General features: G+C 70.8%; 13 protein-coding genes and 2 tRNA genes. 6 read left to right on the top strand and 9 right to left on the bottom strand.

Annotated elements, in window-relative coordinates:
* Positions 1 to 46: 46 nt before the first annotated feature.
* The 3 genes from AN218_RS09965 to AN218_RS09955 all read right to left on the bottom strand — a co-directional run bounded on the left by AN218_RS09965 (position 47) and on the right by AN218_RS09955 (position 2,525).
* Positions 47 to 649, bottom strand: a complete 603-nt coding sequence (locus tag AN218_RS09965) for an ATP-dependent Clp protease proteolytic subunit (protein ID WP_079132000.1) — start codon at positions 647 to 649, stop codon at positions 47 to 49.
* Positions 650 to 896: 247 nt separating this feature from the next.
* Entirely contained in the window at positions 897 to 2,339 is a 1,443-nt protein-coding gene (tig, locus tag AN218_RS09960; RefSeq protein WP_070016412.1) for a trigger factor, read from the bottom strand.
* Positions 2,340 to 2,448: 109 nt separating this feature from the next.
* A tRNA-Pro gene (locus AN218_RS09955) sits at positions 2,449 to 2,525 on the bottom strand.
* A 133-nt stretch (positions 2,526 to 2,658) separates the two neighbouring features.
* On the opposite strand from AN218_RS09955, the gene AN218_RS09950 reads away from it, so the two are divergent.
* A tRNA-Gly gene (locus AN218_RS09950) sits at positions 2,659 to 2,729 on the top strand.
* A gap of 110 nt (positions 2,730 to 2,839) precedes the next feature.
* Here AN218_RS09950 and AN218_RS34310 read toward each other — a convergent pair.
* On the bottom strand, positions 2,840 to 3,034 hold the full coding sequence (locus AN218_RS34310; protein ID WP_079131997.1) for a hypothetical protein: 195 nt from the start codon (positions 3,032 to 3,034) through the stop codon (positions 2,840 to 2,842).
* Between the two features lie 614 nt (positions 3,035 to 3,648).
* On the opposite strand from AN218_RS34310, the gene AN218_RS09945 reads away from it, so the two are divergent.
* Positions 3,649 to 4,992 (top strand): acyltransferase family protein, encoded by a 1,344-nt coding sequence (locus AN218_RS09945; protein ID WP_079131996.1) that lies wholly within the window; start codon positions 3,649 to 3,651, stop codon positions 4,990 to 4,992.
* Between the two features lie 219 nt (positions 4,993 to 5,211).
* On the opposite strand, the gene AN218_RS09940 is transcribed toward AN218_RS09945, so the two are convergent.
* Entirely contained in the window at positions 5,212 to 6,369 is a 1,158-nt protein-coding gene (locus AN218_RS09940) for a PP2C family protein-serine/threonine phosphatase (protein WP_070016439.1), read from the bottom strand.
* A 148-nt stretch (positions 6,370 to 6,517) separates the two neighbouring features.
* On the opposite strand from AN218_RS09940, the gene AN218_RS09935 reads away from it, so the two are divergent.
* Entirely contained in the window at positions 6,518 to 7,756 is a 1,239-nt protein-coding gene (locus AN218_RS09935; RefSeq protein ID WP_070016411.1) for a GNAT family N-acetyltransferase, read from the top strand.
* A gap of 49 nt (positions 7,757 to 7,805) precedes the next feature.
* Here AN218_RS09935 and AN218_RS09930 read toward each other — a convergent pair whose 3' ends face one another.
* The 3 genes from AN218_RS09930 to AN218_RS09920 form a co-directional block, all read right to left on the bottom strand.
* Entirely contained in the window at positions 7,806 to 8,630 is an 825-nt protein-coding gene (locus tag AN218_RS09930; protein ID WP_070016409.1) for an Fpg/Nei family DNA glycosylase, read from the bottom strand.
* A gap of 4 nt (positions 8,631 to 8,634) precedes the next feature.
* Positions 8,635 to 9,120 (bottom strand): ribose-5-phosphate isomerase, encoded by a 486-nt coding sequence (locus AN218_RS09925; RefSeq protein ID WP_070016408.1) that lies wholly within the window; start codon positions 9,118 to 9,120, stop codon positions 8,635 to 8,637.
* Positions 9,121 to 9,227: 107 nt separating this feature from the next.
* Positions 9,228 to 9,845, bottom strand: coding sequence for a biotin transporter BioY (locus AN218_RS09920; RefSeq protein WP_070016406.1), 618 nt, complete (start codon positions 9,843 to 9,845; stop codon positions 9,228 to 9,230).
* A gap of 400 nt (positions 9,846 to 10,245) precedes the next feature.
* On the opposite strand from AN218_RS09920, the gene AN218_RS09915 reads away from it, so the two are divergent.
* A complete protein-coding gene (locus AN218_RS09915) occupies positions 10,246 to 11,733 on the top strand; it encodes an amino acid permease (RefSeq protein ID WP_070016405.1) in 1,488 nt (495 codons plus the stop codon).
* Between the two features lie 174 nt (positions 11,734 to 11,907).
* A complete protein-coding gene (locus tag AN218_RS09910) occupies positions 11,908 to 12,549 on the top strand; it encodes a superoxide dismutase (protein ID WP_070016404.1) in 642 nt (213 codons plus the stop codon).
* Between the two features lie 209 nt (positions 12,550 to 12,758).
* Here AN218_RS09910 and AN218_RS09905 read toward each other — a convergent pair whose 3' ends face one another.
* Positions 12,759 to 13,391 carry a mycothiol-dependent nitroreductase Rv2466c family protein gene (locus AN218_RS09905; protein WP_070016403.1) on the bottom strand — a complete coding sequence of 211 codons (633 nt, stop codon included), beginning with the start codon at positions 13,389 to 13,391 and terminating at the stop codon, positions 12,759 to 12,761.
* Positions 13,392 to 13,588: 197 nt separating this feature from the next.
* Here AN218_RS09905 and pepN point away from each other — a divergent pair, with 197 nt between their 5' ends.
* A complete protein-coding gene (pepN, locus tag AN218_RS09900; protein WP_070016402.1) occupies positions 13,589 to 16,255 on the top strand; it encodes an aminopeptidase N in 2,667 nt (888 codons plus the stop codon).
* Positions 16,256 to 16,348: the final 93 nt, after the last annotated feature.

Here is a 16,348-nt window from a genome sequence, read left to right as displayed (position 1 = left end):
GTGCGGTCGCTGCGCTGGTGCTGAGCCTGCTGTACTGCGGCGCGGCTCACGCGCCCGTACCGCCGCCTCCCGGAAGCTGCGCCGCCCGGCCGTACACCTCGTCGATCAGGCCGTAGTCCTTGGCCTCCTGGGCGGTGAACCAGCGGTCGCGGTCGGCGTCCCGGGTCCACTGCTCGATGCTCTGGCCGGTGTGCTGCGCCGAGAGGTCCGCCATCTTCTTCTTCGTGCGGAGCAACTGCTCGGCGTGGATCTTGATGTCGGAGGCGGAGCCCGCCAGTCCGGCCGACGGCTGGTGGATCAGGATGTCCGCGTTCGGCAGCGCGAACCGCTTCCCGGGGGTGCCCGCGCTCAGCAGGAACTGGCCCATCGAGGCGGCGAGACCCATCGCGATGGTGACCACGTCGTTCTTGATGTACTGCATGGTGTCGTAGATCGCCATGCCGGCCTGGATCGAGCCACCGGGGCTGTTGATGTAAAGGAAGATGTCCTTGTCCGGGTCGGCCGCCAGGAGCAGCAACTGAGCGGTGATCTGGTTGGCGATCTCGTCGTCGACGGGCTGGCCGAGGAAGATGATCCGCTCGTTGAGCAGCCGGTTGTAGACCTGGTCGCCGAGGCCACCACCAAGGTGCTCAGCGGCGGCGGAAGGCATCGGAAGCGTCACGTGTCCACCTGCTCGTGTCGGACGGTCGCCGAAGGCGTGCCGTCTCTGGGGTCTTCATGCACTTGGGACCCTAACGCGCGGCACCGTCGGCGCCATCCCGCATCGGGAGCTGTTCGCTGTCAGCGCAGGTCCCACGGGCCCTTCGGGCAGCCCGGGGCCCGCGCTCCCGACGGTGCGCGGGCCCCGGCTGCGTACTGCTTCGGTGCGTCCTGTGCGAGGACGCGGAGGGCGGAGGTCAGCCCTCCGACTTCTTCTCCTGCTCCTCGCCGGAGGCCGCCTCCGAGGTGTCCTCCGCGGCGGCCTCGGCGGGCTGCGCGGACTCCTCGCCGGACTCCGACTCGGCCTCGACCGTCTCCGCGGTCTCGTCCTCGTCGTCGAGGTCGACGACCTCACCGTTGGTGTCCTTGACCGTGGCCTTCTCGACGACGGTGGCCAGCGCCTTGCCGCGCGCCACCTCGCCGACGAGCATCGGCACCTGGCCGCCCTCGACGACGGCCTGGGCGAACTGGTCGGGGCTCATGCCGGAGGACTGCGCACGGCGCATCAGGTGCTCGGTCAGCTCTTCCTGGCTGACGTTGAGCTTCTCCGTGGAGACCAGCTCGTCCAGGACGAACTGGGTGCGGATGCCCTTCTCGGCCTGCTCCTTGAGCTCGGCGTCGAAGTCCTCCTCGGACTTCTCCTGCATGCTCAGGTACGTCGCGAGATCGAGGCCCATCTGCGCGAGCTGGTTGTTGACGAGGTTGTCCTTGCGGGTGCTGACCTCTTCCGCGAGCAGCTTGTCCGGGACGGGGACCTCGACGAGGGCGAGCAGGGCGTCGAGCACCTTCTCCTGTGCCTCGGTGGCCTGTTCGTACTTCTTCTGCTGCTCAAGGCGCTTGCGGCTGTCCTCGCGCAGCTCCTCCAGGGTGTCGAACTCGCTGGCGAGCTGCGCGAACTCGTCGTCCAGCTCGGGCAGTTCGCGGGCGGAGACCGTCTGGACCTTGACGGCGACCTCCGCCTCCTTGCCGGCGGCGGAGCCGCCCTTGAGCTCGGAGGTGAAGGTGGCCTCGCCGCCGGCCTCCAGGCCGGTGACGGCGCCGTCGATGCCGTCCAGCAGCTCGCCGGAGCCGATGGTGTAGTCGACGCCCTCGGCGACGCCGTCCTCGAGGACCTCGCCGTCGACCTTCGCCTCGAGGTCGACCTTGACGACGTCGCCCTCGGCCGCGGCACGCTCGACGACGGTGGTGGAGGCGAAGCGCTCACGGAGCTGCTCGACGGCCTTGTCCACGTCCTCGTCGGAGACCTCGGCGGCCTCGACCTCGACCTCGATGCCCGAGAAGTCGGGGATCGTGATCTCGGGACGGATGTCGACCTCGGCCGTGAAGGACAGCAGCTCGTTGTCCTTGAGGTCGGTGATGTCGACCTCGGGCTGGCCGAGCGGGTTGAGCTCGCCCTCCTCGACGGCCGACTGGTAGAGCTTCGGCAGCGCGTCGTTGACGGCCTCTTCGAGCACGGCACCGCGGCCGAACCGCTGGTCGATCACCCGGGCAGGGATCTTGCCCTTGCGGAAGCCAGGGACGGTTACCTGCTGGTTGATCTTCTTGTACGCCGCGTCGAGGCTGTCCTTGAGCTCCTCGAAGGGCACCTCGACTGTGAGCCGAACCCGGGTGGGGTTCAGGGTCTCCACGGCGCTCTTCACGGTCGGTCTCCTTGGGGGCTGACTGCTTGGGGAATTCACGCTCTGCCGGCGCCCCGCAAACGGCTCGGAATCCGGACACGACACAGGCACGCGCGCCTTGCATAGTACGTGGTCGGGGTGGCCGGATTCGAACCGACGACCTTCCGCTCCCAAAGCGGACGCGCTACCAAGCTGCGCCACACCCCGTCGGTGCGACACGTAACAGTACATGCACTACGATGACTGCCGTGCCGCTCCGACGACGTCCCGGCCGAGGCCGTCGTGACGCCGGAAACACGTACCGGAAGACGATCAACCGGGCGTACCGTGCGGGGCACTTGCGGGCGTAGCTCAATGGTAGAGCCCTGGTCTTCCAAACCAGCTACGCGGGTTCGATTCCCGTCGCCCGCTCCGTGAACGCCGAAGGGCCGGCTCCCCTGTGGGAGCCGGCCCTTCGGCGTGCGTGGACGTACGCGGCCCGGCGCACTCACGGGTGCGCGGGCGCGAGCGACGCCCGGACGCTAGAAGTTGATCTGATTCACCATGTCCGCAAGGGAGTTCATGAAGCGGTTGACGGACGGCGCGATGTCGGTCGAGGCCAGGAAGAACCCGAAGAGCACCGCCACGATGGCGGGACCGGCCTTTATCGATCCGCCCCTGATCATCACCACCAGGATGACTGCCAGCAGCAGCACCACAGACAGTGAAATGGCCACAACTCATCACACCCTTGCGTCGGAACGCCTCACCGGCCGGAGGGGCCCCCGACCACCGCCGCCCCCGCCGCGGACCATCGTGCCACCAAGTCGCGTGCGCGTGGGACCGGGTGACGATTCGTCGCCCTCCCGACCCCGCTCCGGTCGAACCGGTTCTCCCCCGTACGCACACCCTCTACACGCTCCGGGCACAGCCGTGACGCACCTCCCAGCGGGGGCCGGAGTGCAATACGTACGGAAATTCGTGACGCTGTACGCCGATCAATGCGCTGCGCAGCGATAATGCACCATGTGCCGGGCGGCGCGGCACCGCGGGCCGCCCGGGGACGTGAATTGCGGGCGCACGTACGGGTGTTGTGGAGTCGATCACAGGAGGCTCCGGATTCGGCCCGCACGGATAGCAAACAAGCCCCGATGCACCACTGGTTCGACCACTCGCACCCCGTCGCAATGTCCGGGCATACCGGACATGTACGTACAGATCGCAGCGCCTGCACAGCGTCGTCGCAGGAAATCCAGGCAGCGCGGCGTGTGTCGAAAACTGTTCCGGGTAGGCATGTTGGAATCTCGCCAAGAATTTACGCCCCCCAGGTATGGCCGCTAAGGTGCGGCAGATGTTGCACGCTGGTTATGAGCGGGCACCGCTCCCCCCGGTCCGCCAGGAGTCCCCCTCCGCGACGCCTGACGCGTCCGCGGAGCCGCCGGCCAAGGTCAAGAAAAAGCCTGCCGACCAGCGGGACCCCTTTCTCGACAACGCCAAGTACCTCACGATCGTGCTCGTCGCGATCGGGCACGTGTGGGATCCGCTGCGCGACGACAGCCGCGCGGCCAGTGCGCTGTACTTCGTGCTCTACGCCTTCCACATGCCGGCGTTCATCGTCATCTCCGGCTACCTCTCGCGCAGCTTCGAAGGCAAGCCGCGGCAGATCAAGCGGCTGATCACCGGCGTACTCGTCCCGTACGTGATCTTCCAGACCGTCTACACGTTCTTCATGCGGTGGGCCAGCGACAACCCCGACCGCGAGTTCCACTACCAGGAGCCCGGGTTCGCGCTGTGGTTCCTGGTCGCACTCTTCCTGTGGCGGCTGACGACGCCGGTGTGGAAGAGCATGCGGTGGCCGCTGCCCGTCGCCCTGGCGATCGCGGTGGCCGCCGGGGTCACGCCCAGCATCAACAGCGATCTCAATCTGATGCGGGTCGCGGCCTTCCTGCCGTACTTCGTGCTCGGCCTCCAACTGCGGCCCGAGCACTTCCAGATGGTCAAGCGCCGCAAGTTCCGGCTGATCGCGCTGCCGGTCTTCGCTGCCGCGATGCTCTTCGCGTACTGGGCCGTGCCGCGGATGTCCAAGGGCTGGTTCCTACACGACAAGGCGTCGCAGGACCTCGGGGCGCCTGCCTGGGTCGGCGGTGTGATGACGCTCGCGACCTTCGGCTGCGGGCTCGTGCTGACCGCCGCGTTCCTCGCGCTGGTGCCGCGCCGGCACATGTGGTTCACGAGCCTGGGCGCCGGGACGCTGTACGCGTATCTGATCCACGTCTACCCGATCAAGATCTCGCGCGAGTTCGAGTGGTACGACATGGACTGGGTCGACCATCCCGTCAGCCGGGTCGCGATCACGCTGCTCGCTGCGGTGATGATGACCATCCTCTGCACCTCGCCCGTGCGCCGCATCTTCCGCTTCGCGATGGAGCCGAAGATGGAGTGGTTCTTCCGGCGGGACGCGGGCGAACAGGCACGGGCGCGCGAGAAGGGCTCGGCCCCGGCGCGTACGCCGGTGCCGCCGGGCTCCACGCCCCCGGCGACACCCCCGGCCGGGACTCCGGGCGCGGAGCGTGCCGAGGCGTCCTCGTCCTCGTACGCGGGCTCGTCGCACGGAGGCTCGTCGTACGGGTCGTCGTCCTACGGCGGCGGTACGGGAGCGCGCGGCGGGAACGGCGGCGGCAGGCACGCCAAGTAGCGGCCGTACAGCGGCGGTTCCGCACCCGGCGGGACGGATCGGAACGACGAATGTGGGGGCGGCCCGGTCGGGGCCGCCCCCGCATTCGTGTGCGGACCGGGTCGTACGCGTACGGGAGGACGAGCGGGCGGCACGTACAACTGCCGGACCGGCCTGCCGAACCCGGTCTGCGGAACCGCGCGGCTCGCGCTCCGTACAGCGGCGCCGGAGCCCGCGCCCTCAGCCCCGGCAGAGCAGCAGCAGCGCCCGGTCGTCGTTGACGTCCCTCGCCACCGTCTCTATCAGGTGCCACGCGGCGCCCTGGAAGCCCGAGGCGACATGGCGGTCGGCCTCGCCGGTGAGCCGGTCGATGCCGTCCGCGAGATCCCGCTCCGAGGTCTCCACGAGGCCGTCCGTGAAGAGCATCAGCACGTCGCCGGGGAGCAACGTCCCCTTGACCGGGTCGAATTGGGCGCCTTCGTAGACGCCGAGGAGCGGGCCGTCGCCCGACTTCTCCTCCCACTTGCCGGTGCCGGCGCCCCGCTGGAGGGCCGGGACATGGCCCGCCGAGAAGAGTTCGTAGTCCCCGCTGTCGAGGTCGAGGACGAGATGGACGGACGTGGCGAAGCCCTCGTCCCAGTCCTGCCGGAGCAGATAGCCGTTCGCGGCGGGCAGGAAGGCGTGCGGCGGCAGCGAGCCCAGCAGCCCGCCGAAGGCGCCGGAGAGCAGCAGCGCGCGCGAGCCCGCGTCCATGCCCTTGCCGGACACGTCCGTCAGCACGACTTCGAGGGTGCGCTCCCCCGGCCCCGTGCGCGCGGCGACCACGAAGTCGCCCGAGAAGGACTGCCCGCCCGCGGGACGGAGCGCCATCTCGCGGTGCCAGCCGCGCGGCAGCCTGGGCAACTTGCTCTGTACGCGGATGCGTTCGCGGAGGTCGAAGAGCATGGTGCCGCCGCGCCGCCAGGGCACGCCGACCCTGCTGCGGAACTGCGCGACGAGCAGACCCGAGAGCCCCGCCGTCGCCACGACCAGGATGGTGCCGGGTGTGACCCGGCCCGCGCCGTCCTGGTACGGGCCGAGCAGCGCGGACTCGACGATGAGGGCGACGGCCGCCGACGCGTACAGCGCCAGCAGGCTCGCGGGGCGCAGCAGCAGACCGCCGGCGATGAGCGGCAGCACGAGCGCCTCGGGGGCGACCCACAGCGGCATCAGGACCGTGAGGACCGTCAGCGCCGGAATCGTGAGAAGCAGCGCGCTGAAGGCGAGCCAGTCCGAGACGCCGCCGCGGAAATAGTCCACGGCGGAACGGCGCAGCCGTGTACGGGCCCGGTGCCACGCTCTTCGCGCTCTGTGCAACCGGGCCTTCTGGGGGGCGAGACTCGGACGACGTACCGCCATGCAGATGGACCTTATCGAGCCTTTGACCAGTGCGTCGATTCCGTTCGCGACGTGCACGAACGACGGAACGTGCGTCTGCACGTGCACTTGCGGCCGGGGGCACGGAAATACGTTCGCCCGTTCTCAAAAGCCCTGCTAGGGAAGGCGCATGACCACTGAGTTGCGTACGCTCACCCGCGCCGAATGGGACGACTGGTACGGCGGAATTCTTCGCGCTTTCGGGGCCTCCGGAGTCGACGAGAGGGACCTGCACCGGGAGTTGACCGAAATCGACCGGTCGGTAGGTGCGTGGGACGGCGGTGCGCTCGTGGGCTCCGCGAGCCTCGTCTCGTTCCGGATGACGGTGCCCGGCGGTGCGGCCGTCCCGTCCGCGGGCCTGTCGATGGTGCATGTGGCGGCGACGCACCGGCGTCGCGGAATACTCCGCTCCATGATGCGGCGGCAGTTGGACGCCATACGGGACGCCGGCCGGGAGCCGCTGTCGGTCCTCACCGCCTCCGAACCGCACATCTACGGACGATTCGGATACGGCATGGCCACGCGCCGGCTGGACGCCGACATCGACACCTCACGCGTCGCCCTCGACGTGCCGCCGGGAACCGACCGGCTGCGGCTGCGGATCGCCGACGACCCCTCGTCCGTACTGGAGGCGTGCGAGGCCGTGTACGCGCGCAAGGTTCCGGAGCGCCCCGGGATGCTGCGACGCGCCCCCGGCTGGGAGCGGTGGCCCCTGATGGACCCGCCCTCGCACAGGGACGGCGCCACCCCGCTGAGTTGTGTGCTGGCGGAGGACGGGCACGGCGCGGTGCGCGGCTATGCCCGCTACGCCCTCAAGCCCGGTGACGACGGCTACGGCAGCCCGCGCGGCGAGGTGCGGCTGCGCGATCTGGAGGCGCTGGACGCCCCCGCGTACGCGGCCCTGTGGCGCTTCCTCTTCGGGCTGGATCTGATGTCCGTGGTCGCGGTGCGCATGCGGCCCGTCGACGACCCGTGGCTGCACATGGTCGGCGACAGCGTGCGGCTGTGCCGGCCGAGGTGGCGGGACTCGCTGTTCGCGCGGCCGGTGGAGGTGGGGGCGGCGCTGGCGGCGCGTACGTACTCCTGCCCGGTCGATGTGGTCCTCGACGTCGAGGACGCCTTCTGCCCGTGGAACGAGGGGCGGTGGCGGCTGTCCGGGGACGGCGGGGGCGCGACGTGCGAGCGTACGCGCGAGGCGGCCGATCTCACCCTGTCCGTACGGGAGTTGGGCGCCGTCTATCTGGGCGGCACGGCGCTGCGGACGCTGGCGGCGGCGGGCCGGGTGCGGGAGCTGCGCGAGGGCGCCCTGAACGAGGCGTCGCGGGCCTTCTCGTGCGAACAGGAGCCGTGGCTTCCGCACGGGTTCTGACGGCGGCGGGCGGCGGCACACCGGCGCGTCAACCGCTCCCGCCCGCGCCTCAACTCGGCTGGCAGGCAGGGCACCAGAAGAGGTTGCGCGCCGCGAGGCCCGCCGTGCGGACCGGTTCGCCGCACACATGGCACGCCAGCCCCGCGCGCCGGTAGACGTACACCTCGCCGCCGTGGTCGTCGACGCGCGGGGCGCGCCCCATGGCTTCCGGTGTGTGCTGGGGGCGCACGGTGTCGATGCGGTTGTTGCGCACGCCCTCGTGCATCAACTCGACGAGGTCCGCCCAGATCGCGTCCCATTCCGTACGGCTCAGGCCCCGCCCCGGGCGGTACGGATCGATGCCGTGCCGGAAGAGCACCTCCGCGCGGTAGACGTTGCCGACGCCCGCGACGATCTTCTGGTCCATCAGCAGCGCGGCGACGGTGGTGCGGCTGCGGGAGACCCGGGCCCAGGCGCGTTCGGGATCGGCGTCCTCGCGCAGCGGGTCCGGCCCGAGCCGCTCCTCGACGGCGAACTTCTCGTCCTCGGTGATCAGTTCGCAGCGGGTCGGCCCACGCAGGTCCGCGTAGACGCCGGCGCCGTCCTCGCCGTCGCCCGTCAGCCGCAGCCGGATCTGGCCGACGGGGGCGGGCGCCGGGCCGGTGCCGAAGGTGAACTTGCCGTACAGACCGAGGTGTACGTGCACCCAGCCCGCGCCGCCGAAGCCGAGGAAGAGGTGCTTGCCGTGGGCGTCGGCGTCCGTGAGGACCTCGCCGTCGATGCGGGCCGCGCCCTCGGCGAACTTGCCCTGCGGGCTGGCGGCACGGACCTTGCGGCCGCCGAAGCGCGCCCGTACGTCCTGGGCGAGCCGGTGGATCGTGTGCCCCTCGGGCATGTGCTCAGGTCTCCGGGTGGTGTGCGGGCACGGGCGGGAGCTTCCCCGTGATCTCGTACGCGGAGAGCATGTCGATGCGGCGCTCGTGCCGCTCGCCCTGGGAGAAGGGCGTGCTCAGGAACGTCTCCACGAACGCCAGCGCCTCGTCCTCGGTGTGCATCCGCGCGCCGAGGCTGACGACGTTGGCGTTGTTGTGCTCGCGCGCCAGCGACGCCGTCTCCCTGCTCCAGGCGAGCGCGCAGCGCACGCCCTTGACCTTGTTCGCGGCCATCTGCTCGCCGTTGCCGGAGCCGCCGACGACGATGCCGAGGGCCTCGCTGTCCTGGGCGGCGCGCTCGGCGGCGCGGAGGCAGAAGGGCGGGTAGTCGTCGTCGGCGTCGTAGATGTGCGGGCCGCAGTCGACGGGCTCGTGGCCCGCCGACGTCAGCCACTCGACGAGACGGTTCTTCAGTTCGTAGCCGGCATGATCGGAGCCGAGGTACACGCGCATGGCGCCGAGTCTATGCCGCGCCGCAGCGGGTCCCGGCGCCGGGCGTGACCTGGCGGTACGTGCGCGAATCCGCGGCAGCGCACGCCCGAACCCGCGGGCGGAGCACGTCAGTTGCGGCGGCCCGCCAGCTTCCAGGCGCCCGGCAGCGCGACCATCGCGAGCGCCGCCTTGAGCGCGTCCCCGACCAGGAAGGGCACGAGACCGGCCGCGAGCGCCTGGGACGCGGACATCCCGGTCGCGAGCGCGAGATAGGGCACGCCCACGGCGTACGTCAGGGCCATGCCGAGCGCCATCGTCCCGGCCGTACGCAGCGGTCCGCGGTCGCCGCCGCGGCGGGCCAGGGCACCGACGGCCGTGGCGGCGAGCAGCATCCCGAGCACATAGCCGAACGACGGCATGGCCGCGCCCGAGGACGCCTCGGCGAACCAGGGCAGCCCGGCCGCGCCCGCCAGCGTGTACAGCGCCATGGCGAGGAAGCCGCGCCACGCGCCGAGCCCGGCGCCGACGAGGAGCGCCGCGAAGGTCTGCCCGGTGACGGGGACGGGCGATCCCGGTACGGGGACGGCGAGTTGGGCGGCGACGCCGGTCAGCACGGCGCCTCCGGCGACGAGGAGCGCGTCGCGCACATGGGCGCGGGGCCCGGTGGCGGACGCCGTGGCCGGTGTCAGCACATCGGCGAGTACGGCGCCGGGGCGGGGGTCGGCGGCGGGAGTGAGGGCGCTCATCGGGCGGCTCCGGGTCCTGTATCGGCGGACGCGCACACGTGCGGTGTGCGTGTGCGGTGTGTGGACGAACTGTCCGACGCTAGCCGAATCCTCGCCGGAGCGATGTGAGCAACCGGACAGTGCGCGACGCTCGTCCGCACGGGGCCGCGCGAGGCGCCGGACCGGGCCGGAGCAGGGGCGGAGCGGGCGCGGAGCGGGACCCGAAAGGGGACAGTACGGGCGCGGGAAGAGCGCGGGGAGGGCGTACGTCCGGGGACACACCACCGCACAACTGCCCGAAGCGCTCGGGGTGTTCAGGTGGCCGGAAGCCGCCCGGACCCCTTGCCGCCCCGCCGGACCCCACTGCGAGACTGGTTCGCCGTTACAACGACCACCCGAAGTCTTTTCAGGAACGGCGAACATGTCCCGCACAGAACTGTCCGACGCACCGTCACCGAGCCCGGGAGGACCCGGCACCGAGAAGGAACAGTCCGCACTGTCCAACGGGCTCAAACAGCGTCACCTGTCCATGATCGCCCTCGGCGGAGTGATCGGAGCCGGGCTCTTCGTGGGCTCCGGCGCCGGGATCGCCGCCGCGGGCCCCTCGATCGTCCTCGCGTACGCCGGATCCGGGCTGCTCGTCATGCTCGTGATGCGCATGCTGGGCGAGATGTCGGCGGCCAACCCCGCGTCCGGCTCCTTCTCCGTGCACGCGGAGCGGGCGCTCGGCCCGTGGGCGGGCTTCACCGCGGGCTGGATCTACTGGACGCTGCTGTGCGTGGCCATCGCGACCGAGGCGACCGCCGCGGCGGACATCGTCACGCACTGGTTCCCGGGCACCGAACCGTGGATGTGGGTCGCCGTCTTCATGGCGCTCTTCTGCGTGACGAACCTCGTCGCCGTACGCAACTTCGGTGAGACCGAGTTCTGGTTCGCGGCCCTGAAGATCTTCGCGATCACGGCGTTCCTGCTGCTGGGCCTGTTCGCCGTCGTCGGTGTGCTGCCCGGCGTCGACGCCCCCGGCACGGCCAACCTCACCGGTGAGGGCGGGTTCATGCCCACGGGCACGGACGGCCTCCTCGTCGGACTGCTCGCCTCCGTCTTCGCCTACGGCGGTCTGGAGACGGTGACCATCGCGGCCGCCGAGTCGGAGAACCCGGTCCGCGGCGTCGCGAAGGCCGTGCGTACCGCGATGTGGCGCATCGCCGTCTTCTACGTCGGCTCGATGCTGGTGATCGTCACGCTGATCCCGTGGAACGACAAGTCGGTGATCGCCGGTCCGTACGCGGCCGTGCTGGACTACATCGGCATCCCGGGCGCCGCGCAGGTGATGAACATCGTGGTCCTGGTGGCGCTGCTCTCGGCGATGAACGCCAACATCTACGGCGCCTCGCGCATGGCCTACTCCCTCATCGCGCGCGGCCAGGGCCCGCGCTTCCTCGGCAAGGTCAGTGCGAGCGGTGTGCCGCGTCCGGCGGTGGTCGCCTCGTCGGTCTTCGGCTTCGTCGCGGTGCTGCTGAACTTCTGGTGGCCGGAGACCGTCTTCCAGTGGCTGCTGAACACCGTCGGCGCCGCGACGCTCGTGGTGTGGGGCTTCATCGCGCTCTCCCAACTCATCAGCAGGCGGCGGCTGGAGCGTGAGGCGCCGGAGAAGCTCGTCGTACGGATGTGGGGCTTCCCCGTGCTGACGGTGGTGGCGCTGCTGGGCATCGTCGCGGTGCTGCTGCTGATGCTGCGCGAGGGCGACACCCGTACCCAACTGGCGTTCACGGGCTGCCTGACGGTGGTGCTGATCGCGGTCGGGCTGGCCCGGCAGAAGGCGCTGCCGCGGGGCGGCGACGGGGGCGCCTCCTCGTCCGCGCCGGGCGCCGGGTCAGCCGAGGCGGAGAAGGGCGACGGCACGGTCTGAGACACCGGGGGTCGCGGCCGGGCCGGTGCCGGCACGCACGGACACGACCCCGACACGACGGCACACGCACCGGTACGGAGCGGTCCCGCAGCGGCGGGGCCGCTCCGTTTTCCATGGCGCTGTTGCTGCTAGCGTCCTCTTGCAAGTAATGTGCAACAAGGAGGAACGACGCCCATGGCTCTGTATTCGCTCCCTGAGCTGCCGTACGACTACTCCTCGCTGGAGCCCGTCATCAGCGGCGAGATCATCGAACTGCACCACGACAAGCACCACGCGGGGTACGTCAAGGGCGCCAACGACACCCTGGAGCAGCTCGCGGAGGCACGCGAGCGGGACCAGTGGGGCGCGGTCAACGGTCTGGAGAAGAACCTGGCGTTCCATCTCTCCGGGCACATCCTGCACAGCATCTACTGGCAGAACATGACGGGCGACGGCGGCGGCGAGCCCCTGGAGAAGGACGGCACCGGCGAACTCGCGGACGCCATCGCCGAGTCGTTCGGCTCGTTCGCGAGGTTCAAGGCCCACCTGTCCAAGGCCGCCGCCACCACACAGGGCTCCGGCTGGGGCGTGCTCGCGTACGAGCCGGTGACGGGGCGCCTGATCGTCGAGCAGGTCTACGACCACCAGGGCAACGTGGGCCAGGGCAGCGTGCCGATCCTGGTCTTCGACGCCTGGGAGCACGCCTTCTATCTCCAGTACCGCAACCAGAAGGTCGACTTCGTCGAGGCGATGTGGCGCGTCGTCAACTGGCAGGACGTCAGCAGGCGTTACACCGCGGCGAAGCAGAAGGGGAACACCCTGCTCACTCCGCTGTGAGCCGCCGAAGCAGCCGAAGCCGCCGGAGAGCCTTCCGGCACCCGGGCCACCTGCCCTCGTGATCGTCTTCTCACCTTTCACCGGGCAGGCGGAGAAAGAGGGAGGGCCCCGTACGGACGTGACGTACGGGGCCCTCCTGTCTGTGACGGGCCGCGAGGGGCGACGGTGCGCGGCGGAGGCGCCGCGTCCGCCGCGCGGGGAGTCCGGCGTCAGTCGTCGAAGACCGGGCCGACGTCCCGCGTGCGCTTGATCTCGTAGAAGCCGGGCGTGGAGGCCACCATCAGCGTGCCGTCCCACAGCTTCGCCGCGGCCTCGCCCTTGGGGGCCGGCGTGACGACGGGCCCGAAGAACGCCGTACGCGAACCGTCCGCGCCCGGCACCGAGATGACCGGCGTGCCCACCTCCTGGCCGACGAGGTCGATGCCCTCCTTGTGGGACGCGCGCACCGCCTCGTCGTACTCGGTGGACTCCGCCGCCTCCACCAGGTCGGCCGGCAGCTCCGCGTCCGCCAGGGCCGCCGACAGCAGTTCGCGCGACAGCTCCTCACCGCGGTTGTGCAGCCGGGTGCCGAGCGCGGTGTAGAGCGGGCCGAGCGCCTCGGGGCCGTGCTTCTGCTCCGCCGCGATGCAGACCCGTACGGGGCCCCAGGCGGCGGCGAGCATCTCGCGGTACTCCTCCGGGAGCTCGTCCAGCTTGCTTTCGTTGAGGACGGCCAGGCTCATCACGTGCCAGCGCACCTCGACCGGCCGTACCTTCTCCACCTCCAGCATCCAGCGGGAGGTCAGCCAGGCCCACGGGCACCTGGGGTCGAACCAGAAGTCGGCGACGGTCTTCTCTGGCATGGCAGGTACTCCTCGGGCTCCTGGGTCCGCTGCGCGGCGTGACGGTGATCCGGTTCTTGCGGCAACGTACGCCCCGGCCCCGCAATTCCCGCGTGAGCGGGGGATGTGCCACGTGACATGCTGAGCGGCGTCGCCCGCGGGAGGACGTCACGGACGACGGAGACGAGCCGAGAGAAGAGAAGAAGAGGAGCCACGCCGTGCCCGGAGAGAACCTGACCCACCTGGAGGCACAGCGACGGGCCGGGCTGCTGAGCGTGGACGGGTACGACGTGGCGCTGGACCTGCGCTCGGCCACCGCTCCCCCGCCCGCCAAGGGTCCCCGCACGTTCCGCTCGACGACCACGATCCGCTTCCGCTGCGCCGAGCCCGGCGCGTCTACGTTCGCCGATCTCGTCGCGCCCCGGGTGCACTCGGTGACGCTCAACGGCCGTTCCCTGCCCGTCGACACGGTCTTCGACGGCGCCCGTATCGCCCTGGACGGCCTGGAGGCGGAGAACGAACTCCTCGTGGACGCGGCCTGCGCCTACAGCCGTACGGGCGAGGGCCTGCACCACTTCCTCGACCCCGAGGACGGCGAGGTCTACCTCTACACGCAGTACGAACCGGCCGACGCCCGGCGGGTGTTCGCCAACTTCGAGCAGCCCGATTTGAAGGCGCCCTTCACCTTCACCGTCACCGCGCCCGCCCGCTGGACGGTGCTGAGCAACGGCGAGCAGCTCGGCGAGCCCGAACCGCTCGACGAAGGGGCCGCCGCCGTACGGCACTTCGCGCCGACGCAGCCCATCTCGACGTACATCACGGCCGTGGTGGCCGGGCCCTATCACCACGTCACCGACGTCTACCGGCGCACCCTGCCCGGCGGCGAGGAGCTGGAGATCCCGCTGGGCGCGCTGTGCCGCAAGGGGCTGGCACGGCACTTCGACCACGAGGACGTCTTCACCGTCACCAAGCAGGGCCTGGACTTCTTCCACGACCACTTCGGCTTCCCGTACCCGTTCGGCAAGTACGACCAGGCCTTCGTGCCGGAGTACAACATCGGCGCGATGGAGAACCCCGGACTGGTCACCTTCCGCGAGGAGTTCGTCTTCCGGGGCAAGGTCACGGAGGCGTCGTACGAGCACCGGGCGAACGTCATCCTGCACGAGATGGCGCACATGTGGTTCGGCGACCTGGTCACCATGCGCTGGTGGGACGACCTGTGGCTGAAGGAGTCCTTCGCGGACTTCATGGGCGCGCTGGCGCTGGTGGAGGCGACGCGCTTCAAGGACGGCTGGATCACCTTCGCCAACCGCCGCAAGTCCTGGGCGTACCGGGCCGATCAGCTCCCTTCGACGCACCCCGTCACGGCGGACATCGGCGATCTGGAGGACGCCAAGCTCAACTTCGACGGGATCACCTACGCCAAGGGCGCCTCCGTGCTCAAGCAACTCGTCGCGTACGTGGGCCGGGAGACCTTCCTGGAGGGCGCGCGGCGCTACTTCCAGCGGCACGCGTGGGGCAACACGACGCTCGCGGACCTGCTGGCCGTGCTGGAGGAGACCTCGGGGCGCGACATGGACGAGTGGTCGCGCGCATGGCTACAGACCGCCGGCGTCAACTCCCTGACGCCGCAGGTCACTTGTGACGCCGAGGGCCGGATCACCGAGCTGGCCGTGTTGCAGGAGGCTCCGGAGGAGCACCCGGTGCTGCGGCCGCATCGCGTCGCGGTCGGGCTCTACCGGCACGACGGCGTCGCGGGCGGGCTGGTGCGCTACGCGCGGGCGGAGACGGACGTCGCGGGCGCCCGTACGGTCGTCGCCGAACTGGCGGGCGCACAGCGGCCGGACGTGGTGCTGGTCAACGACGACGACCTCACGTACTGCAAGACCCGGCTCGACGAGGTCTCGCTGGCGTCGCTGCGCGCGTACCTCGGGGAGCTGACCGCGCCCGGCGCCGGCACGGCGGACGGCGGCCACAACCCCTCGCTGTCCAGGGCCCTTTGCTGGTCGGCGCTGTGGAATCTCACGCGGGACGGGCTCATGCCCGCGCGGGACTTCGTCTCGCTCGTGCTCTCCTTCGCGGGCACCGAGTCGGACGTCGGCGTGCTCCAGATGCTGCACGCCTGGAGCCGTTCGGCGATCGTGCACTACGCGGCACCCGAGTGGCGCGAGGAGGGCCGACGGGCCCTGGCGGAGGGCGCGTTGAGCGGGCTGCGCTTCGCGGAGCCCGGCAGCGGCCACCAGCTCGCGTGGGCGCGCTTCTTCGCGGCCGTCGCCACGGACGAGAAGGATCTGCGGCTGCTGCGCGGCCTGTTGGGGGTGACCGGTCCGGGCGAGAGCACCGCCCGTATCGACGGCCTGGTGATCGACCAGGAGCTGCGCTGGACGTTCCTGGAGACGCTGGCCGCGCACGGCGAGGCGGGCCCGGAGCTGCTCGACGCCGAACTGGCCCGCGACGACACGGCGTCCGGGAAGCGGCACCATGTGCGCTGTCTCACCGCGCGGCCCTCGGCGGAGGTCAAGGCGCAGGCGTGGGAGGCCGTCATGGCCTCCGACCGGCTCTCCAACGCCCTGGTGGAGGCCACGATCGCGGGCTTCGCACAGCCCGGCCAGCAGGAGCTGACGGCACCGTACGCACAGCCCTACTTCGCCATGCTGGAGGAGGTCTGGCGTACGCGCTCGATCGAGATCGCGATGGCCGTCGTACGGGGTCTGTACCCGGACCTCCAGGGCGACCAGGCCACGCTGGACGCGACGGACGGCTGGCTGGCCGCGCACGAGGACGCGGCTCCCGCGCTGCGCAGGCTCGTCCTGGAGGCGCGTGACGATCTGGCACGGGCGCTGCGGGCGCAGCGCTGCGACGCGGCGGCGGGCGCGGCCTCGTAAGGAGCCGGACGGAGGGGCCCGGCAGGGGCGGCGTGCTCCTGCCGGCCGCGAAGTGGCCGCAAGCGGACGGCCGTTGGGCGGGACCGGCGCGGC

The sequence above is a fragment of the Streptomyces nanshensis genome (genome assembly GCF_001751255.1).
Lineage (GTDB): Bacteria > Actinomycetota > Actinomycetes > Streptomycetales > Streptomycetaceae > Streptomyces > Streptomyces nanshensis_A.
This window is presented reverse-complemented; position numbering and strand designations above follow the sequence as displayed.